Source organism: Pseudoalteromonas sp. APC 3224, from assembly GCF_030407535.1.
Taxonomy (GTDB): Bacteria; Pseudomonadota; Gammaproteobacteria; order Enterobacterales; family Alteromonadaceae; genus Pseudoalteromonas.
Window position 1 is genome coordinate 61,944 of record NZ_JASDDF010000023.1, and the last position, 23,984, is coordinate 85,927.

Annotated in this window: 27 protein-coding genes and 2 tRNA genes; 15 read left to right on the plus strand and 14 right to left on the minus strand. The window is 39.5% G+C overall.

All coding sequences use genetic code 11. The features are described from left to right. A complete protein-coding gene (locus tag QL989_RS11925; protein ID WP_178954489.1) occupies positions 1-2,334 on the minus strand; it encodes a S8 family serine peptidase in 2,334 nt (777 codons plus the stop codon). Between the two features lie 221 nt (positions 2,335-2,555). Here QL989_RS11925 and QL989_RS11930 point away from each other — a divergent pair, with 221 nt between their 5' ends. After that, positions 2,556-3,008: a cytochrome c gene (locus QL989_RS11930; protein WP_290170623.1), complete on the plus strand. Its 453-nt coding sequence runs from the start codon at positions 2,556-2,558 to the stop codon at positions 3,006-3,008. A 51-nt stretch (positions 3,009-3,059) separates the two neighbouring features. Here the strand turns inward: QL989_RS11930 and QL989_RS11935 are convergent, their stop codons facing one another. Beyond that, complete coding sequence (locus QL989_RS11935; protein ID WP_290170624.1) at positions 3,060-3,716, minus strand: cytochrome b/b6 domain-containing protein; 657 nt, start codon at positions 3,714-3,716, stop codon at positions 3,060-3,062. Positions 3,717-3,821: 105 nt separating this feature from the next. Here QL989_RS11935 and QL989_RS11940 point away from each other — a divergent pair, with 105 nt between their 5' ends. From QL989_RS11940 to QL989_RS11950, 3 genes are all read left to right on the plus strand, one after another. Continuing rightward, positions 3,822-4,526, plus strand: a complete 705-nt coding sequence (locus tag QL989_RS11940) for an AzlC family ABC transporter permease (protein WP_013463697.1) — start codon at positions 3,822-3,824, stop codon at positions 4,524-4,526. Further along, on the plus strand, positions 4,523-4,822 hold the full coding sequence (locus QL989_RS11945) for an AzlD domain-containing protein (protein ID WP_016900234.1): 300 nt from the start codon (positions 4,523-4,525) through the stop codon (positions 4,820-4,822). The genes QL989_RS11940 and QL989_RS11945 overlap by 4 nt, the downstream gene beginning before the upstream one ends. 93 nt (positions 4,823-4,915) lie before the next feature. Then, a complete protein-coding gene (locus QL989_RS11950; RefSeq protein ID WP_290170625.1) occupies positions 4,916-5,407 on the plus strand; it encodes a glutathione peroxidase in 492 nt (163 codons plus the stop codon). A 118-nt stretch (positions 5,408-5,525) separates the two neighbouring features. On the opposite strand, the gene QL989_RS19175 is transcribed toward QL989_RS11950, so the two are convergent. Then, the gene (locus QL989_RS19175; RefSeq protein WP_008108975.1) at positions 5,526-5,711 is read right to left on the minus strand and encodes a PA3496 family putative envelope integrity protein; all 186 of its coding nucleotides are present in this window, start codon (positions 5,709-5,711) and stop codon (positions 5,526-5,528) included. Between the two features lie 387 nt (positions 5,712-6,098). On the opposite strand from QL989_RS19175, the gene QL989_RS11960 reads away from it, so the two are divergent. The 5 genes from QL989_RS11960 (at position 6,099) to QL989_RS11980 (ending at position 9,286) form a co-directional block, all read left to right on the plus strand. Then, positions 6,099-6,893: a YggN family protein gene (locus tag QL989_RS11960; RefSeq protein WP_290170626.1), complete on the plus strand. Its 795-nt coding sequence runs from the start codon at positions 6,099-6,101 to the stop codon at positions 6,891-6,893. Between the two features lie 760 nt (positions 6,894-7,653). Beyond that, positions 7,654-7,794, plus strand: a complete 141-nt coding sequence (locus QL989_RS11965) for a hypothetical protein (protein WP_010392563.1) — start codon at positions 7,654-7,656, stop codon at positions 7,792-7,794. Between the two features lie 221 nt (positions 7,795-8,015). Further along, positions 8,016-8,106: transfer RNA gene (locus tag QL989_RS11970), tRNA-Ser, on the plus strand. Between the two features lie 54 nt (positions 8,107-8,160). Beyond that, positions 8,161-8,253: transfer RNA gene (locus QL989_RS11975), tRNA-Ser, on the plus strand. A gap of 544 nt (positions 8,254-8,797) precedes the next feature. Beyond that, positions 8,798-9,286 carry an RNA-binding protein gene (locus tag QL989_RS11980; protein ID WP_290170627.1) on the plus strand — a complete coding sequence of 163 codons (489 nt, stop codon included), beginning with the start codon at positions 8,798-8,800 and terminating at the stop codon, positions 9,284-9,286. Here the strand turns inward: QL989_RS11980 and QL989_RS11985 are convergent. Both QL989_RS11985 and QL989_RS11990 read right to left on the minus strand, forming a co-directional pair. Continuing rightward, positions 9,270-10,394: an aminotransferase class V-fold PLP-dependent enzyme gene (locus QL989_RS11985; RefSeq protein WP_290170628.1), complete on the minus strand. Its 1,125-nt coding sequence runs from the start codon at positions 10,392-10,394 to the stop codon at positions 9,270-9,272. The genes QL989_RS11980 and QL989_RS11985 overlap by 17 nt on opposite strands. A gap of 1 nt (position 10,395) precedes the next feature. Further along, positions 10,396-11,565, minus strand: coding sequence for a monodechloroaminopyrrolnitrin synthase PrnB family protein (locus QL989_RS11990; protein WP_290170629.1), 1,170 nt, complete (start codon positions 11,563-11,565; stop codon positions 10,396-10,398). 136 nt (positions 11,566-11,701) lie between these two features. Between QL989_RS11990 and QL989_RS11995 the strand changes: the two genes are divergently transcribed. Continuing rightward, positions 11,702-12,157, plus strand: coding sequence for an Lrp/AsnC family transcriptional regulator (locus tag QL989_RS11995; protein WP_010392556.1), 456 nt, complete (start codon positions 11,702-11,704; stop codon positions 12,155-12,157). 381 nt (positions 12,158-12,538) lie between these two features. Next, positions 12,539-13,678 (plus strand): GNAT family N-acetyltransferase, encoded by a 1,140-nt coding sequence (locus QL989_RS12000; RefSeq protein WP_290170630.1) that lies wholly within the window; start codon positions 12,539-12,541, stop codon positions 13,676-13,678. Here the strand turns inward: QL989_RS12000 and QL989_RS12005 are convergent. Beyond that, entirely contained in the window at positions 13,655-14,245 is a 591-nt protein-coding gene (locus tag QL989_RS12005) for a DUF938 domain-containing protein (RefSeq protein ID WP_010392551.1), read from the minus strand. The two genes, QL989_RS12000 and QL989_RS12005, sit on opposite strands and share 24 nt — an antisense overlap. Before the next feature lie 193 nt (positions 14,246-14,438). Here QL989_RS12005 and QL989_RS12010 point away from each other — a divergent pair, with 193 nt between their 5' ends. The 4 genes from QL989_RS12010 (at position 14,439) to QL989_RS12025 (ending at position 17,259) form a co-directional block, all read left to right on the plus strand. Continuing rightward, on the plus strand, positions 14,439-14,624 hold the full coding sequence (locus QL989_RS12010; RefSeq protein WP_290170631.1) for a hypothetical protein: 186 nt from the start codon (positions 14,439-14,441) through the stop codon (positions 14,622-14,624). A 216-nt stretch (positions 14,625-14,840) separates the two neighbouring features. Then, on the plus strand, positions 14,841-16,220 hold the full coding sequence (locus QL989_RS12015; RefSeq protein WP_290170632.1) for a class II fumarate hydratase: 1,380 nt from the start codon (positions 14,841-14,843) through the stop codon (positions 16,218-16,220). A gap of 108 nt (positions 16,221-16,328) precedes the next feature. Further along, complete coding sequence (locus QL989_RS12020) at positions 16,329-16,847, plus strand: hypothetical protein (RefSeq protein ID WP_290170633.1); 519 nt, start codon at positions 16,329-16,331, stop codon at positions 16,845-16,847. 10 nt (positions 16,848-16,857) lie between these two features. Further along, the gene (locus QL989_RS12025; RefSeq protein ID WP_290170634.1) at positions 16,858-17,259 is read left to right on the plus strand and encodes a hypothetical protein; all 402 of its coding nucleotides are present in this window, start codon (positions 16,858-16,860) and stop codon (positions 17,257-17,259) included. Positions 17,260-17,274: 15 nt separating this feature from the next. Here the strand turns inward: QL989_RS12025 and QL989_RS12030 are convergent, their stop codons facing one another. The 8 genes from QL989_RS12030 to QL989_RS12065 all read right to left on the minus strand — a co-directional run bounded on the left by QL989_RS12030 (position 17,275) and on the right by QL989_RS12065 (position 23,410). Continuing rightward, positions 17,275-17,460 carry a hypothetical protein gene (locus tag QL989_RS12030; protein WP_290170635.1) on the minus strand — a complete coding sequence of 62 codons (186 nt, stop codon included), beginning with the start codon at positions 17,458-17,460 and terminating at the stop codon, positions 17,275-17,277. Between the two features lie 63 nt (positions 17,461-17,523). Then, entirely contained in the window at positions 17,524-17,844 is a 321-nt protein-coding gene (locus tag QL989_RS12035; protein ID WP_010392540.1) for a hypothetical protein, read from the minus strand. Further along, the gene (locus QL989_RS12040) at positions 17,841-18,479 is read right to left on the minus strand and encodes a hypothetical protein (RefSeq protein WP_010392538.1); all 639 of its coding nucleotides are present in this window, start codon (positions 18,477-18,479) and stop codon (positions 17,841-17,843) included. The genes QL989_RS12035 and QL989_RS12040 overlap by 4 nt, the downstream gene beginning before the upstream one ends. A 71-nt stretch (positions 18,480-18,550) precedes the next feature. Beyond that, complete coding sequence (locus QL989_RS12045) at positions 18,551-19,243, minus strand: PspA/IM30 family protein (protein WP_055013441.1); 693 nt, start codon at positions 19,241-19,243, stop codon at positions 18,551-18,553. Positions 19,244-19,332: 89 nt separating this feature from the next. Further along, on the minus strand, positions 19,333-19,746 hold the full coding sequence (locus QL989_RS12050; protein ID WP_008113284.1) for a DUF2170 family protein: 414 nt from the start codon (positions 19,744-19,746) through the stop codon (positions 19,333-19,335). A gap of 80 nt (positions 19,747-19,826) precedes the next feature. Beyond that, positions 19,827-21,548 (minus strand): polyamine aminopropyltransferase, encoded by a 1,722-nt coding sequence (locus QL989_RS12055; RefSeq protein WP_290170636.1) that lies wholly within the window; start codon positions 21,546-21,548, stop codon positions 19,827-19,829. Positions 21,549-21,552: 4 nt separating this feature from the next. Then, complete coding sequence (locus QL989_RS12060; protein ID WP_041709155.1) at positions 21,553-22,452, minus strand: DUF350 domain-containing protein; 900 nt, start codon at positions 22,450-22,452, stop codon at positions 21,553-21,555. A 25-nt stretch (positions 22,453-22,477) separates the two neighbouring features. Beyond that, the gene (locus QL989_RS12065; protein WP_290170637.1) at positions 22,478-23,410 is read right to left on the minus strand and encodes a CHAD domain-containing protein; all 933 of its coding nucleotides are present in this window, start codon (positions 23,408-23,410) and stop codon (positions 22,478-22,480) included. Positions 23,411-23,984 lie beyond the last annotated feature (574 nt).

Consider the following 23,984-nt stretch of genomic DNA (forward strand, 5'->3'; position numbering starts at 1 on the left):
TTACTCTTGACCTGCGTGACCGAATGCGCGAAGAGATACACCTTCAAGAACACTCGCTGAGCTATTATTGCTTATCCCAATTGCACTTAAACCGTTATCGCCACCGTCACTCAATGCAAAGCTATCTGCACTTGTATCTAGTAAGCGGATTTTCCAAGTACCTTTAGTAGACTCGCCGTAAAAAGCATTTGAAAGCATAACTGCGTCTTTTAATACATAGCCAATGCTCCAGCCATTAGTGAAGCTGTATGCTGGGTAAAACAGTGCTTGTTTAGATGACAATAACACACTACGGGTACCCGCTGGTGATGTAACTTCAATCGCTAAATCGTTACCAGCAGATGTTTGTGTACCATCGCTTAAATCTAAGACCATCTCAGAGTTACTAACATCAAACTTAAACTGCATTGCTTCAATATTCAGCTCTTCAGTCACTTCGATTTCTTGTGTTAAACCCGATGCGTTGTTATCTGGGATTTCAAGTGCTAGTGCATCCTCAGCAACAACTGAACCAAAACCTTTCCAATTCGTGATTACTTGCTCGCCTAATGAAGCTTCGTAAGATTTAGCCATTGCAACAGCTGCACCAGCATCAACTCGACCAAAGCCATATAAGTTATTAAAGCTATAACCGGCAGCATTTTCAACCCAACCGTCATGAGCAACGAACTCACCTTCACCTACAGTTAAATTAACAGCTGCGTTATCTGCATCAATTAAAGTACTGGTTGATGCTAATATATGGCGCACATCACGCCAAGTTAGTTCAGGGTTGGCTGAAAGAATTAACGATACCACACCTGATGCATTTGGCGCAGCAGACGATGTACCATTAAATGTAGATGTGTAGTTACAACTTGCGTTATCTTCATGCCCTGGGTAATTAAATGGGTATTGGCTTGCAGCAAACTCTTCACCATAGGCTGCAGCCCAAGCGGTGATAGAACGGCCATTGAAGCCTGAATAACCATTAATACAAGTCATTTGATCAGTTGTAACCATTGCTGGAGCCCAACGACCATATTCACCCGCTGGCGCTGAAACCATTAAGTTAGCACCTGCAGTTGAGTAGCTAGTGTGCTTACCATTTGCATTTACAGCTGCGACACTTAAGTAATAAGGATGACCTTGGCTAGGTTCAAATGCACCATTATAACAAGTTAACCCTAACTCGTTAGCACCGTTATCTTCACATAATGAACCTTCGCTCTCATCACCAACAAAAGAGTTACCGCTCGATTTCATGTTTAGTGCACCTTTACCATCACGAAGGTAAAGATTTGGGTAAGACTCTATTGTTTCATCAAGCTCTGAATAAGCAATAAATGTCGGGAATGTAATACCGTAACTACGGTTAAACGCCGAAATGCTTTCAGACGTGCTAATACCACTTCCAGGGAAACCATGTACAAGTAAATCAGTTTGCGCTACTTTCTCACCACCAAGGTAGTTCATACCAATTAGGCCTGTATCAGGTGCAACACCACGACCGCCTTTACCATTCCAACCTTTTGCTGCAATTAAGCCTGCAACACTAGTACCATGGTCACCGCTGTTAGATGTGCTTGTAGGGTCAGTACGGTCTAATGTTTCTGCGTCCAGGTTTAAAGAGCGGTTAGGCAATACGTTATCGATTAAATCTTCGTGGCGAATTTCCATACCTGAGTCAACAACAACAGCAGTCATGCCCGCACCTGTAACACCTTGCGCATAAGCAGCTGCTACGTTCATGTCTTCACCAACAACAAGCTCTTCAGCTTCTGACTTAGCGAAGTCTTCATCAAAACGTGCTTGTGCCTCTTCTTCAGTAAAACCACGTTGATTAACATATAAATCAATAAGGCCTTGTTTCATCTCATCGCTTAAGGCGTAAGCTTTTTGGCCTGTATTATTCAAGTGCCATTGTTGATTTGCTAGTGGGTCACCAATAGTACCTGAAACCATAATTTGTGCAGATGCTGTTTTACCGTTAGCTGTCACCGTGTAATCGATTACTGCGTCTTCAGTTGTGACTGGCACGTAAGTAAATGATGTACCATCGACTGTTAATGCACCGTGGCTAAACATGAACACGCCGTCTTCAGCAACGACAGCTTCACCGTTCTCAGTAAAGCTGAATGATAATGTATCACCATCAAGGTCACTTGCATTAAATTCGGCAGTTACTGGGATCCATTGTTTTTGATCGCTTACAGCAACGTCACTCGCTTTTGGTGCTACATCAGTAACAACTGGGGCTTTATTGTTATTATCATTATCGCTTCCACCACACCCTGATAGCGAAATTACTATCGCTGCAGACAACGCTGACAGCTTAAAAATATTATTTTTCATAAATGCTCTTCATTGGTTATTTTTATGACATCTGAATGTACACAATCACACAACAACCAGCAACACCGCATTTACAAACATTCACAATAAACTATAAATAGTACCAGTACGATTCAGCTCCCCATTAATAATATCAAAGTAATAATCTATGCATTCCCTTGAACTAAAGCCTGAGCTAAGATACAAATACAATCAAATAACCGTCAAAGGAGTAGAGTAAAGTGAAATTGAAGCAAGTATTTATCGGGGCGTTACTATCTACATGCGCACTTAGCGTATCAGCAAATTCTGCATTCAAAGAGCCAAGCGATGCGATTGAATATCGCCAAGCTGCATTTTCTATGATTTCAGTTCAAATAGGCGATATGGGTGCCATGCTCAAGGGTAAAATTCCTTTTGATGCAGAGCAATTTAAGCAGCGTGCAAATAGCGCAGCGGCATTGTCTAAAATGCCTTGGGAAGCTTTTTACGCAGATACTGATAAGGGTGATACATCAGCACTTCCTGCGGTATGGTCTGAAAACGATACTTTTATGAAAAAAGCGACAGCATTTCAACAATATGCTGATGAACTTGCTGTAGCAGCTCAAACCGGTGACAAAGCTGTTATTGGTAAAGCGTTTGGTGCATGGGCTAAAGGCTGTAAAGATTGTCATAAGCAATTCAAAGACTAATATATACGGTGTATTAAGAACAAAAATGGCGCTGTATTAGCGCCACTTTTTTTAACTAAGCAAATAACTTAAATGTTCACTTCCCCAGGTACTCATTAATAAAACCAGTAGTAGCAAAAATATAACCCATGCAACCCATGGTGACTTTGTCTCTGGCTCCGAGCTTTTTGTTGCTAGTGCTTTATTACCGGTGATCATTGCTTTGACCAAAGGCTTGCCTTGGACTTTGTAAGCAATAATAGCCACAACATGCAAAATAATCGCATAAAATAAAATATCAAAATTAATATGGTGCAACCAATTGGCAAAATCAATCGTATCACTCGATACATACTGCGCTAACGGGCCATCAGTTAAAATATCATCACTGCTCATTAAACCGCTTACTAGCTGCGCTATGATCAGAATAAAAAATAATAACACCATATAACTACCTGGTGCAGAATGGCCCACATCATTTATTTTTTTGCCGCTAAAAGAAACAAGCACCGATTTAGGAGAGTGCAGTAATGCCGATATTCTTGCCGTTTTACTGCCTATAAGACCCCATATAATCCGTGTTGAAATAAGCGCTAAAGTAAAAAAGCCAACTACAAAATGAAGTTCGATCATGCCCTCTTCTACACTAAAATAAAGCGCAGCAATACTCAATACTAATAACCAATGAAAGCTTCTTACAAAACCATCCCACACTTTTACCTTAAACATTGCACCTTCCCTAAAAAAAAGTATCATCTAAAACGCTAACTATTTTAGCTTCTCAATATTAAGGTATCCCGATGAGTCTTTCTACCAGTGCGCAGAGTAAAACACATGCAGTCCATTAAAAAACCGATACTAAAAGGCTTTTTAGATATGCTGCCATTATGTTTAGCCGTTATTCCTTGGGGGATTTTATGTGGCTCGTTGGCAATACAAAATGGCTTTACCCCTTTTGAAACTCAAGCCATGTCGCTACTGGTATTTGCAGGCTCGGCGCAGCTGGTTGCAATTGAGCTCATTGCTGGTAATACCCCTCTATTAACCATTTTATTTACCACGTTTATTATTAGCTCTCGCCATTTTTTATATGGCTTGGCGGTTCGTCACAAAGTGATTGAGCAACCCATGCGTTGGCGCCTTCCAGTAAGCTTTGTATTAACCGATGAACTATTTGCTTTTTCGCATCACCCTCGCGCCTACCAGACTCAAACGCGCCTAATTTACGCGCTCAGCGCAGGCTTTAGCTTTTACATTGCTTGGAATATTTGGACACTTATCGGTATTGTAGCCGGCACTATGCTCCCTGATCTAACCAATTTAGGACTCGACTTTGCGATTGCTGCAACCTTTATTGCTTTGGTTATCCCAGGAGTTAAAAATTTAGCCACTCTTGTCACGGTCATTGTTGCAGGGATCTGTGCCACTTTATTAAAAAGCACAGGCTTTGAGCTGTGGTTGGTATGCTCAGCACTATTAGCAATGAGTGCAGGTTACACTGTAACTAGAATAGTAAAAAATAAGGACGCTAAATCATGATGACGACTATTTTACTTATGGCATGTATTACCTTTTTTACCCGTTATTTATTCTTACACCGCGCGCTACCATTTAAAGTAGGGCCTAAAATGCAGCAGTTTTTGAGCTTCAGTGCACCTGCGGTTCTAACAGCGATTTGGGTGCCGATTGTATTTATAAATGATGGTGGCATTAATCTAAATTGGCAAAACCCTTATTTAAGCGCAGCGATTGTAGCCATTATAGTTGCTTACAAAACACATAATATTTACCTAACCACACTTGCTGGTATGGGGTTATTTTTGATTTTAAATTAACAGTAACGCCATAGCAGTGTTCACTATTTCGACTTTGTTAATCACCAAGCAAAGGTTAGACTATGCCAAATAAACAAATAATAGCTTAATAATATGCACCCATTTCATCAACTAAGTGCTACTAGCCTGCAAGGCCAACCTATCGATTTTAAAGAGTTTGTAGGTAAAGTTGTGTTAATAGTAAATACCGCAAGTGAGTGTGGATTCACCTATCAATACGAGTCATTGCAAGCATTACACGAAAAATATGCCAGCCAAGGTTTAGTCATTATAGGTTTCCCGTGTAACCAATTTGGCCAGCAAGAACCCGGAGACGCGAATCAAATAGCGCAAGGTTGTTTAATCAATTACGGAGTTAGTTTTTTAATCGCAGAAAAAGTGAACGTTAATGGTCAGCATACACATTCGGCTTTTCGCTATTTAAAATCTGTATTGCCGGGGTTTTTGACACGAAAAATTAAGTGGAACTTCACAAAGTTTTTGATTAATGCAGATGGCTCACCCATTAAGCGCTACGCGCCCTTTACTAAACCTGAAAAACTAGAAAAAGTAATTGAAAAAGCATTGCTCGCAGCTAAAGTTTGAGGCTTAAAAATTATAAAGAGGCATAAAGCCTCTTTATTACCAACCCACAGAGCTTTAAATACTACCTAAGTAGCAGTTAAAAGCTAATATGTCGGCACTGATTTGTACTAGCGACAACCTAATCAATATAATCGTTTAAGTCATCTTCACCTAGGTTTTTACGCAAGCGTTTTTGCTCAAGGTAATCCTCTAACTTTCTTTTCACCTTCTGCTTTTTCTTGTCGTGTTGATTACGCCCGACCATTTCGTATTCGTCTTCAACAAAATCATCATCTAGCGCATCGTAACTAAATGTCTTACCCACAACCCACTCCATAAAGTGTTTGAGACCAATTACGGATTCTTGTATCGCGATAATTGGTGAAATTAAAATGTTCAACGCAAATTCATTGTATAAATTTACGTCAAAATAAAGCCACATCGCTATCCTAAATAGTCTCTGTGTCAGTATTGTGAATAAATAGCGCTAAATTTGAATTGTGGAAAGTGAGAGTTTTTTATCGTATCGATAAATTTTATTTATTAGCATTTAATTGTTGGTTATTTTGACCATATTTTAGTATTTTCAATGAGTACACTTTCGACTTTAAAGCATTCAAAAAATCTCAAGCCACTGTTTTAAAACATTAAAAATAATTGGCATCAAACTTGTTATAAGTTAATTATCATCAGCAAAAAGCAGAGAATAAACATGAAAAAATTATTATTAGTTAGCGCGATAATGTGCGCTCCAGTAGCAATGGCTCACAATACTAGCGACTCTTCAATTTCATTTAGTAACGATGAATGTAACGTTGAATTTAAGAACGATGTGCGCATCAAACCTAATGAATTAGAAATTTTTAAAGCCAATAATCAGCACATGCTATTTACCGCTGAAGGTGAGCTGTCTATCAATGGTGAGCAAGTAGCATTAAATAGTGCACAGCGCCAAGCAATGACCGACTACACAGAAAATTTACGCGTGCAATTACCTGAAGTGGCCAATATTGCCCTTGAAGGGGTTAAAATTGCAGGTGTAGCATTAGAAGAAGTTGCAAATGCGTTTAATATTAACGGCCTCGATAATATTTCAGCCTTAATGGACGATATTCATCAAGAGGTTGAAAGCACCTTTTATCAGCAAGGTACTTTTGTAATGGGTCAACAAAGCTTTACTCAATTTGGTGAAAACTTTGAACAGCAGTTTGAAAAGCAAATAGAAACAGCAGTTGAATCAGCAGTAATGGAATCAATGGGCAGCATTTTAGTGGCATTGGGCTCTGAGTTAATGAGTTCAGGCGGTGACATGCAAGCATTTGAAGAGCGCATGGAAAATATGGGCGCACAAATAGAAGAAAAAGTAGAGCTGCATGCCAAAACACTTGAAAAGCGTGCAAATTCATTATGTGATGACTTTGTTGAAATAGCGCAACAAGAAACGCAACTAACCGCTCAAGTTCCTGCACTTAAGGGCTATGAGTTATTTACTATTAAACAGCATTAATAGAGTAATACCCCACATTAATCTCCCTTTGCGGCATTTGCTTTTAAGCTATGCCGCATTTTGCGTTTTATACCCTATTTAAAACCATTTAACTCAAATAATAGACTGTTGAGCGGATCTACTCTTGCTGTGCAGCATTGTTTTGTGGCTTCATAGTAAAATACAAACCAAAGTATAATCTTCGCTTCGCTCTAGAATAGTTAAAATGCCACCCAAGCTGATGATTGTAAGCCCAAATTGCAAACATAATTAAAACCATCTTTTTAGATTTATATTCATGAGATGGTACGTTCCCCAGTTAGAAGCGTTTTAAAACGCAACTAACTCCAAAGTGCCTAGTAACCTAGGCACTTTTTTTATAATTTAAAAACCTCGCAACACTATTTTTATCGTTTATTTACTGCTCTTATCTGATAAATAATTAACCACCTATAAATAACATGTTAAATCTTTGAACAAAGCAAAGTTAAGCCCAACCAATACAAAATAATTTAATCTGAATAAATATTCAAAAAAATCTTTTTATAAACAGTTTAAACTCAAAAAAACCGAAAAGACCCCATATAAAAGAGACGTAGCAATGAGCCCAGATGAATAATTATACAAAAAATAATAAACCAGTAGTTGAACGACAAATTAATAAAACGGTTTCGGATTAAAAAAACTAATACTTCACCAGTAATTTTTATCGCTTTATTTTTAACCACCCTGCGTGCAAAATGCACATGTTTTCAACAGACACAACCATGGAGCGAATAAAATGAACCCAATTAATACACTTAACCAAACAGCCACAACTCACGTTGCCGTTAAGCCAACTAATCGCAAAGCAAAAATGCTAGCTAAACTTAACCGTTACGGAAAAAAATTAGCACTTGGCGGTGCAATTCAATACAAATAATCACCCAACCATGATTTTGTATTGTTGCAGCAAACACCCAACCTCTAATGAAGACTCTTCTTTAGCTCCTCCTGTTTGCTGCCAGCCACCTCATAGCTAAAAATCACCTTAAATCTTCATTATTTATAAAAAAAACCGCATTTACGCTCACTTTTTAAGCAAACGATCTTTTTGCTATTTACACAGACTACTCTCCTAAGTATTATCCTGCATCACGACGTGGAGAGATGGCAGAGTGGTCGAATGCACCGGTCTTGAAAACCGGCAGGGGTTTATAGCCCCTCTAGGGTTCAAATCCCTATCTCTCCACCACTTATTTTTATTAATTGGTTTTATCCCGATTAATAACACGCAGAATAATGCGTCGGAGAGGTGTCCGAGTGGCCGAAGGAGCTCCCCTGCTAAGGGAGTATAGAGTTTGTAGCTCTATCGAGGGTTCGAATCCCTCCCTCTCCACCATTACTGAATATAAGCCACTTAATTGTGGTTTTTTTGTGCCCAAAGATAAGCTTTGCTGCTAATTGGGAGGGTGAGAACCCTCGACAGGGTTCGATAAAGTGTCGGGAACAGTTTAGGCCGCTGCAAGCATCGCGTAGCGATTGATTACATGGATGTAAGCAAGTCTATCCCTCCCTCTCCACCATTACTGATTACAAACCACTTAATTGTGGTTTTTTTGTGCCTAAATTTTAACTCCGTTAAGAAATAGGGAGGGTGAGCACTCTCGACAGGGTTCGATAAAATGCCTGGAACATTTTAGGCCGCTGCAAGCGTCGCGCAGCGATTAATTACAGGGATGTAAGTAAGTCTATCCCTCCCTCTCCACCATTACTGGTTGCAAGCCACTTAATTGTGGTTTTTTTATGCCTAAAATTTAATAGCCTCTATTAATTTGCACTTTGTATAAGGCCGTCGGGAGCGCATGCTAATAAATTAAACAAATTGTATGGTGTCACAACTTAGTGCATTATAAATGGTACTTTAAACCAGCTTAGGTTTAACCATGGCAAAGCTAATATTACTACTATGTTGTTTGGGTGCCTGTGCTGCTAGCATGGCAAATGAAGTGACGGTTTATAAATGCACCATTAAAGGAGTGCCTACTTTTAGTCAAACTCCTTGCGCTGAAGACGCTCAAGTGATCACGCTTAGAAACGTCAACATCATGCAAACAAATACGCCACAATCTGAGAACACACCAGTTGCCGATACTTCTGTTGACGATTATCTAGCGGTGCAACAAATAGAGCGTGATATTGTGCAGCTTGAGCTTAAGATTAAACAATACCGGCAGGAATACGCGCAAAAGAAACAGCAAGTCGGTTACATGACCCAAGATAAAGCAAATCGTTTAGGCGCTAATTCGATTGCAGATGCAATTGCTACAGAAACTGCGGTACTTAAACAAAGATTTGAACCGCAAATAAAACAAGCACAACAACAAATAGCGGCACTCACTCAAAAAAAACAACAGCTTAATCAGCAGCCTTAATTACCTTTTTCACCGTAGCAATAAACGCTTGTATCTCTGACACTGTATTGTATATGTGCGGTGAAATACGAATACCGAGTTTGCGCACATCCACACTTATGTTTGCTGCCTCCAATGCCGCTAATACGGTTTGTTGATGCTCTGCAAAATCTAAAATAGCGGTACCACTGCACTGATCTTTATCGTTTGGCGATACTAAAAAAGCCGTCAGCTGCTGCTGAAGTAACGTTAACAACGCTAAATTATGCGCTCTCACTTTATCCACACCAAACTGGGCAATATATGCAATGCTATCAGCGGCAATAACATAAGGGAGTATAGAAGGCGTACCGCCCCAAAACCTAAGTGTTTTAACGTTATATTGAAAATGCGTAATATCAAACTCGAATGGATTTTGATGTGAAAACCAACCAACATCTTTTGGTTCACATTGCGTTATTTGCTTTGGATTTACCCATAAATAGGCCGCACCTGGCCCCCCGCATAACCACTTCACACTTGAGCCAATCATAAAATCGGCATTTAACGCCGTTAGATCGACAGGGATAACCCCTGCCGATTGCGCCACATCAATTATTGAGAGTGTATTCGTGACTTTACTAAGCGCCACAATATCGTTTAAAGGAGCTTGTACACCCGTATTAGAATAAACATGACTAACAAACACACCATCAATCTCTGGGGTTAAATATCGCTGCCATACCTGCCTATCACTTAGATCTTCATGCTCGGGGATGAAACGTATTGTTGCACATGCAGGGAGTGCTTTTTGCATTACAAACCCCATACTTGGAAAGTCGGCCTGCGCCATTAATACCGTGCACTGTGGTTTATTAAATACGGGGTGCGACATAAGCAATTTAGTTAAACCACTAGATAAGTTAACCTGAGGACAAAACTGCTCACTTGGCGCATTAAATAGCCGCCCTAATGCACCCGTAAAATTTTCTATAGCTGGTAGCCATTGCTGCCATGGCTCTTTGGCACTTTCCTGCCAAGGAGTAAAAAACTGCTCAGTAGCATTTTCTAAAGTACTTTTTAGAGGACGACCAACAGAGTGGCTTAATAAATAGCAGCCCCTTGGCATACAAAAATCATTTTTAGCCATATTAGTTAATCCACTGTTTTAGCGTATTTAAGTCATCAAAACGCGTATTAATATCGTCTCGCTTAGCTGCTGCACGTCTATCCCTTAATTTAGCTAAGGAATCTAGCAGTACCGGTAAAGGTGGTCCACTGGCAGTTACTTTGCTTATATGCTGTTGTTGCATTTGCTGTGACGGTTGGGCAATAAACTTTTCAACCAACTGATTATGATGACCGATAGCGGTGTCACCATGTAATTTACACACTTGTATAAATAGTTTGCCGTGCTTTTGAAACCATTCTGTGTGTTTATATTGCTCGGCTTTTAAGAAGTCATCCATAAAGCTTTGCATACGCATGGCTTCTCGCAATATTTGTTGGTCCTCTGGCATCATATATAAAAATTTATCCACCAGCATTTGTGAGTAACTCGGCTCATTGGCATTGCAAAGCCCTAACAGCATATCAATAACATTAATGCCGGCAAAATCTCCCGCATTTGCACCACGGTAAACCTCTTTACCTACCCGGTAAGGCTTGTAGTATGGGCGTACACAATTAAAAAAACGCTCGGTATCAAGTTGAGTATACAAGGCATTATTCGACGCTATTACATCAATAAGTGCCGTTTTAACCACCTCAAGTAGTTCAGCCGTGACTGGGTGTGAAATACCTAATGGCAGTATTTTTAGTAAAGCATCACTCGCGCGCTTATACGCTAAAATACCTTGGGTGTTGTAATCTAAAAACAGAGCTTCATCATCAAGATTTGTAAACCGTTTATAGGTGCCATTAATGGCTTTATTATGAGTGGTTAAATGTGCGGTGGCAAAACGAGGAGTTACTCCAATAGAAGCACCAATATGCATAGCAAGCGCCGATGCTTCTATCAGCGGTGAGCTATTCTCTCTGCTTGGCTCTGTAATTTCATGTCTACGACAAGCCGCCATAAACAAACCGACATTACCAAGTAAATCAAATGCGCTATCAAATCCTTCGTCGGTATTACCTTCGGCTAATAAATCGCTGATCAACGCATTACCTTGCTCTTTCAAGGTCTGCTTTAAGTTATCCCCAACCCCTTCAACATTTGCTTTATCATCTTGTTGCCAATACAACTCTTCTAACTGAGAGTTTAGGGCAACAAACTCAGACCTAATCCAATTATCAAATTTAGCAGTGTAAGAACTCATGACTACATCCTGTTATTATTATTTTTTAATGCTAGCAAAGATCTCAGAGGTTAAAACGCTAAAAAAAATAGTAAAAGCAGTTATTGTTAGCAATAATCACTATTACCAGGTAAATAATTAATAAGATTCTATAGCCATGTTAGATAATAAAGATCAGCAGCTACTCGTTGCCTTGCAATCGCAAGCCCGAATGTCGGTATCAGAATTAGCCAATACCATTAATCTCTCGGATACTCCTACTCTAAGGCGCATTAAAAAACTTGAGCAAGAACAGGTTATTATTGGTTATCACGCAGCTATTAACCCTAAGTCACTCAACCTGAATGTACTGGTTTATGCTTTTGTGCGACTGTGCCAAAATTCAGTGAGTGCTGCACAACAGTTTGAACAACATGTAGAAAAGCTACCGCATGTACTTGAGTGTTCTGTGATCTCAGGCAGCCACGACTATTTATTAAAAATTATCTCTCAGGATTTAGAAAGTTATGAGCAGTTTGTAAAGCACCAACTGGGAAGCTTAAGCTGTATCGCCAACATAGAATCAACCGTTGTATTAAAGCAGTCATTTAGTAAAAAACAGCTACCACTTTAAAATATACGCCTAGGTTAGGACCGTTTATTTTCGAAGTTAATTAGGTAATAATTAGCTTTAGTATAAGCTTTTTGATTACACCTTTTTATAAACTAATCTTAGCAGCTCAAGTCTAAATAAAGATGACTCAGTATTTCTTTTGCCATCAAAATCAAACCTAAAAACAACGCTAATTTGAAAGTATTATATTTAATCAACATCTTGCAAAACCTCTATAACTCGATAAGCTCTCAGAATGTCTTTGCGTATATTGCTATGTTAAATGAACACATACCCACATATAAAATTTATCAATAACTTAATAATAATCACGCGCTATAAATTAAGCACCTCTTTTTTCGTATGTACTTATGCTCGCAGTACCAAGATAAGGCTATTATTATGAGCCACTTTTCTCACCAATGGTTTAATAGCATCAACCAGATTGACGGAACACAATGGCATCATTTTTTTGGCGATGATCCTTTTACTCAACATGCTTTTTTATATGCACTTGAGCAAAGCCAATGTGTAAGTGCTAAAACAGGTTGGCAGCCTCATCACTTAGCCATTTATGAAGGCGATAAACTAGTTGCGCTTGCCCCTGGCTACTTAAAAGCGCACTCCTACGGTGAATATGTATTTGACTGGGCATGGGCTGAAGCTTATGAAAAAAATGGCTTAGATTATTACCCTAAATGGCTATGTGGTATTCCCTTTAGCCCGATTGAGGGGCAAAGAATACGTATTATGCATAGCAATCCAAAGCTAGTGTATAAGTACATAACAGAGCAACTTAATAGCCACTGCGTAGAACAGGCATGGTCAGGCTGGCATGTAAACTTTTGCGACAAAGCACAAGCCACCCATCTTTATGATACCGGTGCTATGCGAAGAATCGGCGTGCAGTTTCAATGGTTTAATAATAACTTTAAAGATTTTGACGACTTTTTAAAAACCTTTAATGCCCGAAAGCGTAAAGCCGTTAAAAAAGAGCGCGCTAAAATCACAGAGCAAAATATCAGTATTGAATGGCTCAAAGGCGAGAAAATCACTACCGCTACAATGCAGCTTTTTTGTGAGTTTTATCAACGCACTTATTTAAAACGTTCGGGCCATTTAGGCTACTTAAACAGTGATTTTTTTAGCTTGTTGCACGCTTTAATGGCTGACAAATTGCTCATTATGCTAGCCAAAAGAGACCAGCAAGTAATTGCCGCCACCTTAAGCTTAATTGGTGATAATACCCTTTACGGCCGCTATTGGGGTGCTAGTGAAGAGATAGATTCGCTTCACTTTGAGCTGTGTTATTACCAAGGGATTGATTATGCTATTAAGCATAACATTCAGTGCTTTAATGCTGGGGCACAAGGAGAGCATAAAATCGCTCGTGGTTTTCAACCGATAATCACTTACTCTGCCCATCACATTGTTCACCCCGATTTTAATAATGCCATTGCAGATTACTTAGAACGCGAATGCCAACATATCGAAATTTACAAACAACAATGTAGCACTTTATTGCCGTTTAAAAATGAGTAACTGATTATTTGCAGGCATCGCAGTATCGCTGAGTAACTTAAGCCCATATTGCACTGCAAGCTGCTCAACCGCTTCGAAATCACGAATACCACTAAGCGGATCGCGACTTTGCAATAAACTATTAAATTCATCATTACTGGGGCTGGTAAACTCCCCTTTATATTTGAAAGGGCCATATACACACACCACTCCTTGCTGGTTTAAGTGCTGATTTACTCCAGCAAAAAAACGCGTAATTAACTCCCAGCTCACTATGTGAAAAGTATTAGCAGTATATACCGCATCCACTTTATTTACTGGCCAAGAATAGTTTAGATCAAGTAATAAAGGCGGATGCAAGTTTGCCAGTTGCACCTCATCATGCCATAACTTTATTCCTTGATGATTAACCTCTCGATCACTGGTATACCATTGTAAATGTGGCAATTTTTTGGCAAAGAAAACACTATGCTGACCCGTCCCCGAGCCTATCTCAAGTACTGATGCTGCATTTTGCAATGCAGGCTGCAAAGCCTTAAGTATATGATTTTTATTATTTTCGCAGGCTTGTGAAAACGGTTTGGTCATACTAATGCACCTAAATTGCAAATGAATGCACAATAGTAAAACAAATTTCAGCTATTCTGTCGTGAGTAAATTGACCAAAATAATAAAATAACATCAATTTCAATACGTTAAATTATCTTTACCGAGCTGGTACGCTATATGCTTTTATTAAATTACTCACTTAATGAGTACTAAACTACAAAAGGATAACATTATGTATATTTCACCTTATACCGCAGTAGATGCTGCAATGGCAATTACAGACAAAAGCCTAGATAAAACGAGTTATGAAACAGATTGTAGAGCAACGGTTATCGACTTACTTTCTCATGTAAAAAATACTCAAAAGGCACAAAACAAACATGAAACAGACCAAATATTTATTCTTGGCTACAATTAAAATTCTGTTTAGCCTTGTAACCGGCTGTTTATATAAATACATTATTTAAGTCGACTTAAAATCAGTTTAAGTCGACTTTTTAGTTTTAATCCCACTTGTTAACTTGCCTTGACGCCCTCTACTTTTTAGCTATACCGTTGTAAATAGTAATAACAGCACCATATCTTTTTATATAGCGTAGTTAAATGTCATATATTCTCTTTTATAGGAGTACTAATGAGTAACTTTAGAACAGAATCAGATAGCATGGGCACACTCAACGTGCCCGCTGACGCACTTTATAAAGCACAGACCCAACGCGCCATCAATAACTTTACGATCAGCAGCCTCACAATGCCGCAGCAATTTATTATTGCCTTAGCGTATATCAAGCAAGCTGCTGCAATAGCCAATTTCAAACTAGGTCATTTAGATAAAACGAAAGCAAATGCGATCGACCGTGCCTGCCAAGAAATTATTGATGGTAAGCATTATGAGCATTTCCCCGTTGATATTTTTCAAACTGGCTCAGGTACTAGCTCAAATATGAATGCTAATGAGGTCATTGCGAGCTTAGCCTCAAAACATGCTAACCAAGCTATTCACCCAAATGACGATGTGAATATGGGGCAAAGCTCTAATGACGTTATTCCCACTGCGATTGCTTTGAGTAGTGCGATCAGCGTTGATAAAAAATTACTGCCAGCACTAGCAAATTTAGCAGACGCCTTAGAGCAAAAAAAAGCAGACATCGGTCACATAGTTAAAACTGGGCGCACTCATTTAATGGATGCAATGCCAATAACTTTTGAGCAAACACTCAGCGCATGGCAATCGCAGGTTAAGCATGCAGCTAGCAGTATTGAGCATGCACTAATACGTGTCTGTGAGCTAGCGCAAGGTGGCACAGCAGTAGGTACAGGTATTAATGCCGACCCACAATTTGCCGCTCTATTTGCCACACAGCTAACTGAAAAGGTAGGGATTCAATTTACCCCTAGCGATAACTTTTTTTATAATATTGGATCGCAAGATGCGATTGTCGCTTTATCAGGACAGCTAAAAGTCTATGCAGTTGCACAAATGAAAATAGCCAACGATTTACGTTGGATGAACTCAGGCCCACTTGCGGGACTTTCAGAAATTGAACTTGAAGCATTACAGCCTGGCTCATCAATTATGCCTGGTAAAGTGAATCCGGTGATCCCAGAAGCCGCTGCAATGGTTAGCGCCCAAGTCATTGGTAACGACGCAACTATTACGGTTGCAGGCCAAGCTGGCAACTTTGAGCTTAACGTAATGCTGCCGGTAACCGCTTACAATATTTTGCAAAGTACCGAGATACTCGCTAATAGCGCGCAAGCGTTGGCAGATAAAGCCATTGCTAGCTTTAAAGTTAATCAAACTCAGATTGATAAAGCATTAACTAAAAACCCGATTTTAGTGACTGCGCTAAACCCTGTTATTGGCTACGAAAAAGCAGCAAAAATTGCTAAGCAAGCTTATCAGCAAGCACAGCCAATTATTGATATCGCTGAGCAAGAAACCGACCTATCTCGATCAGAATTAGAGGCATTACTCAATCCAGCTAAATTAACGCAAGGCGGGTTAACTTAAAAACTCTCCTTATCACCTCTTTAATATGTTGATAGTAGAGTTTTTATTGCTGTAATGAATGCACAGTGTATGATAGTGATGAATAATTCATCACTATCAGGAACGATTATGCGTACTCCATTACTCGCTCTACTGCTACCGCTTTGCTTAACGGCGTGCTTAGAAACAACCTCAAATAAAACTGAGCAAACTAAAACCAATGCGGTAGAAAATACGTCTACGCCGATACCGCAACAAAAATTACCACAAGCGAATAAGCAAAATAAAATAGCACAGCCATTACCAGCTGATGCAGCAAAAGAAGTGTCGCTTGATGATATTAAAACAGCAAAAGATAAGCTAAACAGCCTCATAGCAGATAAGCAATGTTCAACGAGTTCACAGTGTAAAGTGAATGCTGTTGGTAGCCGTGCCTGTGGTGGACCGAGCGATTATATTGTGTACTCGACACAAAGCGCCCTCCAAAAACAGGTTTCAGCCCTAAGCGATACAATTACTCAATTGGAAAGTACTTATAATGCGCAAAAAGGCATGATGAGTATTTGCCAACATTTAACTGCGCCTAGTACCCAGTGCGTTGAAAATAAATGTGTTAAACTTGAAGGCTCTGCGGTAAGTGTATTTTAAGGATTAGATTATGAGTTGTTTGTCATCCGTAATTAAACTATCAACTGCCAGTGTTGTCATGACTATGCTGCTTAGCGGTTGCAGTAGCGCACTAACACCAAGCACAGCTCAAAACGCGAGTGAATCTGTTTTAAATACTCAGCTTAATGAGCTTACAAGTAATAAAAGCTGCACAGCCAGTTATCAGTGTAAGGTGTTAGGTGTTGGCTCGCGTGTCTGTGGGGGGCCGAGTAAGTATGTTGTGTATTCAACATTAAATAATTCTCAAAAGCATGCCGAGCAATTAGCACAAAAAATCACTCAGCAAGAACAAAAAAATAACACTGCGCTTGAGTTCGATGACTGTTCACCAGTGCTAGAAGTTCACTCTTTATGTATTGATAACCAATGTAAAACCGTTAATTACCAGTAGCAGTTCGTTTCGGTGTTAATTTAATAGTGGTATTAACACCGAAATAACCACTACCATGAAAATACATACACCAGCCTTACAAATGTATTCCAAAGGCATGTTCTTTTGTACCCAATAAGCATATATAAAACGCACAAAGTAGCTTGCCGCTGTGCCAAATAACGCAAACATAAGTAAGTAGGCAATCAATATAATATTCACAGCTGCACTTCTTTAGAAATAATAACCTCAGTGTAAGTATTTTATATAAAGAAGGCAAAAGGGTTACTTAGTCTTTTTTGTATGCTCAATGAGTAGATCTGCTACCTGTTGCTTTACCGCTCTTTTATCATCTACTGCAACTTCAAACCGACTAGCCAATTGCGCTATTTCATCATCATTTAAATTAAACGATAAACGCTGCCGTGTTTTTTTAGACTTTACATCAAGGCCTAAAATTTTGCGGATCATATCTGAGGGAGTAAGTTCTTGGTCGATAGCTTGTTTTTTTATCGACTTTTGTACCTCACTACTCAAATCAAAGGCCATTTGCGTGGCGCGCACAGCTTGCTCTTGGCGCAACCACTTGTCTTTAGCATCACTCACTGGGCATCTCCAGGAAACAAGTCAACAATATCGCTAATTGGGCGAGTTAATGTCAGTGATACTTCTGTTTCACCTCCCTCCCAAATTTCGATATTAACGCTATGCCCTTCATCGGGTGACGCTAAACAAATCATTTCACAGGGTTCACCACCGTCTTGCTCATAGCGAGGTAGCGCTTGGCCACGAAAATCTTTATTATGAAAATAACATACATAAGGTGATTCGCTTTGTTGATAACTTCCAGCTAAAAACTGCATAAAGCGCTCAGGCGTATTTTTAACTGTAATATGCGTTAACGATTCTTCATCAAAAATACGTGAAAACTCATCCAAACCAAATACTTCATCAACATCATCACGCTGAATCTTTATTGAGAAATTAGCCCACTGCTCACCATCGTTTTGTTCTATTTGTAAAAACACCACTTGGCCTGTGTTAGTTTCAAGTACGAATTCAGTATCACTACTATGTTGGTACTGATACGTTTGCACATCAATAACGCGAAGTGTTTGGCCTTTGAGCCATGCAGGATAAGCAAACGAGTCAATCACTGTAAACATGTCACCTTTTTTAAGGTCACTCGCGTGATTAAGCTGACGTTCTGGCTTTTTTTTAGATTTGAAAAAATTAAACATATAAGGTGCCTCTGTAAGCAAAAAAGGTAACGGAGCAAAACTCGGTTACCTTTTTAATATGGTTCTAAATGTTAGCTATTTTGCTTCGCTTTAATGCGCGCTAGAATATCAGCACTTTTTGGATTGGTATCACCAATACCCGCTTCAGCCATTTTAGCTTTTAAATCATCGCCATTAACATCTGCTTCTAGAGACTTTGCAGCACCTAATTGATCAGTACGGTCTTGTTGACGTTGCTTAATACGCTCAAGCGATTGACGCGCTGATGTCATCGACGAGCTATTAGTATTAAGCGTGCTATTTACAGCCATTGTCGCTTGTTGAACGCTTTCTGTGGTTTTAACCATAGTAAGCTGACGCTGGTTTTCTTTAATTGATTTTTCAGCATCTTTAACTTGCTGCTTCAACGTCACTATGTGATTAGTAAAGCCCGCTAACACTTGCTCGTGTTCGGCTTTCTCAGCTTCAAAGTCACCAATTTTTTCTGCAATTTCTAATGCTAATGCTTCATTCCCTTTTTCAAGGGCTTGACCTGCATACGCTTCGTGCTCAGCAATTGATGCATCTACTGCGCTAATTTTACGTTTGGTTTGCATCTCTTTAGCCATTACTTCTGTCAGGCTTTTTTTAGCACGATTCAGTGCATTTTGTGCATCGGCAATTTCTTGTTCAAAAATACGAATACCATTCGCATCAACAATTGCTTCGCCCGCTTCACGCGCGCCACCACGTACCGCTGTAAATAATTTTTTTAAAATACTCATAATCTTAACTCCAAAAACTTGTTTATATCCTATTAGGTAAAGTGAGAGCCATATACTATTTGCTATCAGTACTTACCTAGGCGGGTATCCTAATCGTTTAAATACAATGTCACGGCTTCTAGTGCATCAATGGCGTTATCAGCTAATGTCACTAGTTCGTGGGTAACGTCATCTAATGATGAATTTACCGAAAGTGCACCAAAAATCGCGTATTTATTATCAATTTTAGCAAATGCACTTAGCGGAATTGGCACGTTTAAACGCAGTAGTGTTTCGTTTAACTCGTCGCGTAACTCGCTTTTTACTTCGTCTTCACCAAACAAATAGCTAATACATAATAATTGCTCTTGTGTTTGGGTAACAAAAATTGGAAGCTCATCGTTTCCATCAACAATGACTTGTAAAACATCTTGCTCACCTGGATTGGCAATCAAGAAAGACTCAAAGTTAGCACCCTCAGTTTCAAAAGACGCTAATTTTATTGAAAGTTCATTTAATTCCATGTCTCTGCCTTTTTGTCGTTTGACATATTATGTCTGAGTTAAGATTCGCATGGTCGACATATTATGTCAACCATGTTTTATTAATTTTTATACAATTCACTTTCTATTTGCCAAGCAGCCCGGTAATAATCATATAAACGACCAGAACCTAACCTATTGACTTCAATATCGTTAACTTGTTCAAAATAGTTATTAGGAAATGCAAAACTGGCTAATAAATATTTTTTACTAATCCACCGAGATGGCACTGGCATATCCGTTATATTGCTAATACGTGCACTTGGTGATTGCCCCATTTTAGTAGCAATAGTCCACCCCCACTGACCAAACGAAGGGATGTTTTGCTGATATTGCTCTACATAATCAAAACCTGCGGCTTTAACGGTTTTAGCAATACTTAAAAATGCCTTTTTTGCATGATAAGGCGAGGTTGACTGTACCGCCATAGCACCATCAGGTGCCAATAATTGACGCACATGGTTATAAAAATAGTCGCTATACATCTTATTCAGATCGGGATGATTAGGATCAGGTAAGTCAATTAATATAGTATCGAAATGCTTAGCCTGATCCAGCAGCCTTTCAACTTCTAAAAATGCATCACCCACAATAATATTTGCTCGGGGGTCATGCATCGATTCATTATTGAGTGCCACTAATCGCTGTTTAATATCATCAGGCGGTGTGTATTTGTTATCTTTATGACCAAATAAATTGAGTAGCTGTCCATCTAAATCAATTAAAGTCACTTCCTCAACCGGCCACTTTAATACATCACGCATGGCCAATCCGTCACCGCCACCAATAATCAAAACACGGTCATGACGATTAGATGCGAGCATTGCAGGATAAACAAGCATTGAGTGATATATTTGCTCATCAATACTTGAGAACTGCAAACGACCATTTAAGTATAGATCGGTGATTGGCTGTGGCTGATTTTTACTTAAGCGTTCGGTTAACACCACATGCTGGTATTTCGTTGCTTGGGAATAAATAACTTTATCTTTGTATAGTACATTACTTAGATTATCCATCCAGCTACTACCAAACTGCAAAATAAAAGCGAATAACACCAGCAGTAATATATGGCAAACCAATAGCAACTTAGCAAAGCGTACATAGCTATGGTAACGCCATAAAAAGGCAAGGCCGGCAATAATGTTAAATAGCGCTGTCCAAGCAGCGGCTTGCATTATTGGCATCGCGAGCATAATACTCACCCAAATTGCCGCGCCAATACCGGCGCCAATATAGTCAGCCCCATATATAGTGCCGGCGTTATTTTCTAAAAAACGTCCATAAACATGCTGGCGAATACGCGCAATAAGCGGTATTTCCATACCAATAAATAGCCCTAATATTAAGCCAAATACATAAGGTAAAAAGCGAGACCACTCTTGCAGCTTTTGAAACACGTAACCATTAAGAATAACGTCAGGTGGAATATTAAAAATACTTGAGAATAGATGAGGGAGTGAATAACTAACAGCAATGATACTGGCAATGGCTAATATACACCCCATACCTATGAGCGCAATAATGCTTTCTAGCCAGGCAAATGCGGTAAAGGCATCTTTAAACCAACGCGCTAAAAATGCACCCATCCCCATAGCTACAATCATAGTGCCTATCATGGCGTAAATTGCACTCTCAACTGAGCCTAGTACTCGGCCAGCGTAATGAGAAAGTAAGTATTCATAAATAAGGCCGCATCCTGCGAGTACGGCCATAACAGTGATCAGTAAAATATCATGCCCAAGTAAATTAAATTTACTTGGGGAAGCTTGAGTTGATGACACGTGATTATGCACCCAGTAGTGTGGCCATAGTGATCCCGACAGCAAATGACACTGCTGCAGAAATAGCGGCAACACCCACATTCTTTTGACGATTCACTTCATCTGAAATATTACACCCAGCAAGAATGATTTTAATCGTCAGTAAGTGCAGTAAAATGAAAGCAACCAAACTAACAACGGCACTTAGCGCCCAGTAAAGTAAACTCGCGTTAATATTATCGGCAGCATAGGGAGCAATACCTGTTGCAGCAGTAATGGCTAATGCACTACCAATTAAAAAGCCGGCATAGCGAACACCTACTGCTAAATTACCATCAACAATGGCTTGTTGTAGGCAATCACCGCTTTTATTGGTGCGTTTAAATAACTGCACTCGGTATTGGCTTACTAAAAGCAGTACCACACTACCAATCACAAAAGCGGCAATCACAATAGGAATGCCATGCCAGCCTTCGGTAGCAACCCACAATAGTGCAGAGCGAATAACCACCGCAACACTAACTACATGGCCAAAATCAATAATTGACGCAGTAACGTTACCTTTGACTATTTCGTTATGTAGGCTTACTTTACGCAATGCCACTTTATCTTGAAAAAAGTGACCCAGCTTTATAAGCAAAATTGCTAATGCACCATAGCCAAGCATTAACAGAGCTTCTTTTTGTAACGTAGCAGCAAAAGCACCACTACTTACACCCGTTAATACAATCGCAAGGGCAACTAAGCCAGCGGCAAAGCTTATTCCGAATGCAAAGTTATCTCGCTCGGTAATTTCATCATTAGCATGTAAATTAGACACCCAACCTTTAATATACTTTAGGCTCACAAACAGTAAGATGATAATTGCAAAGTCTACTGACAGTGCTTGCAAAGACCACATAGTTATTCCATTAAATTCATACATATTATTCTAACTCCAACGTTATTCTTTACTTACCACGACTTACGCCGCGCGAGGTTCTGCTACTGCTATTACGAACCGATCCTGAATTATTGCTATAACTACTCGCTCTTGAGTAACTGCTGCGACTTTTAGGCGGCGTATAACTGCTGCGACTCAAACCTGATGCACCTGTTTTTTTACTCGCATAAGGACTAGTGAACTGCTTGCCTTGGCGTTGGTAAGATTGTCGTGTACGTGTTTCTAATGCACTTTGGGTTTTTATTTGTTTAGGGCTTGAGTAACGAGTACGACCATAGTCATTGTAGTAACTATACTTACGGCGTTTACTCCAACTTCCGTATTCAACTCGGTCAAATACATCACCCAAAATACGGTACATGCCGTACCATTGCCAAAAGCTAATACCGCTACTATTCGTTTGCCAATTACCATAGTTAGGATTACCTACCATTTGGTTACCGACCCCTTGGCCTTCAGCTTTTTGGCTTATAGCACCAACTCGTGCCAAAGAACCATTCGACATATCCGCAAGCATATTAATAGGATCGGTTAAGGCATCAGAAAATAACGTTGGCTTGGCGGCTTCACGCAATAAATCAATATTGTATAAAGTGTCTTCGCAAGGAGGAATTAAGTAATTACCCTTAATATCATCAAGGCGTTGGGTTAAGCCACTATAAAGGGCTCCCTGGCGTGTGGCATCAAGGCTAACTACATCAACAACCTTACTGAGTTCAGGCTGCTGTTGTTTAAGGATACGACTGTATTCTTTAAGAATAATCGCATTACGTATACTACCATTATCAAGTGCTTTACCAAGCTGAGTAAGCTCGACATCGGCCTTTTTAATGGACTCTTGAATTGTTTGTTGTAGCTGTTCTTCTTTAGATTGACAACCAATCAGTGCTGTAAACAAACAAAACAGGCTGAGAAGTTTCCAAGCTTTTATATTCGACATTCATGTCACCTGATTTACTAAATTATCCTAGATAGTTTTACACAGGACAGTTATTAAACCAACAATGAAATTGCAACAAGATGATAATTTAGGGACTAGTTTAAAGATGCAAGGAGAATAACTAAGATCAGTAAAGACGGAGTGCTGATGGTAATACTTCAAAACTGAGGGCTGTACACTAACTTATATTTGGAGTGGGTGCGCTACTTCGTTGCGATGACGCAGTAGAATGCCTTAGGGTCGGCTCTGATCAATTCTCTTCCTTTAACCTAATACCTTCTTTTACTTTATTCCAAACGTAAAAAAGCCCGACTCATCCTCTGTCGTGTTCTTCGTGTTCTTTTATCCCTGGGTTTCGAATACTCAACCCATGCTACGGTGGTCAGGTTGACGCTGTGCAACTGATAGCTGACGGCTAATACTTTCACTTTTCTGCAGACGTAAAAAAGCCCGACTCTTTCGAATCGGGCTTTCTTGTATTTGGAGCCTGGTAATGTCCTACTTTCACATAACAAATGCTACACTATCATCGGCGCTGTTTCGTTTCACTACTGAGTTCGGCATGGGGTCAGGT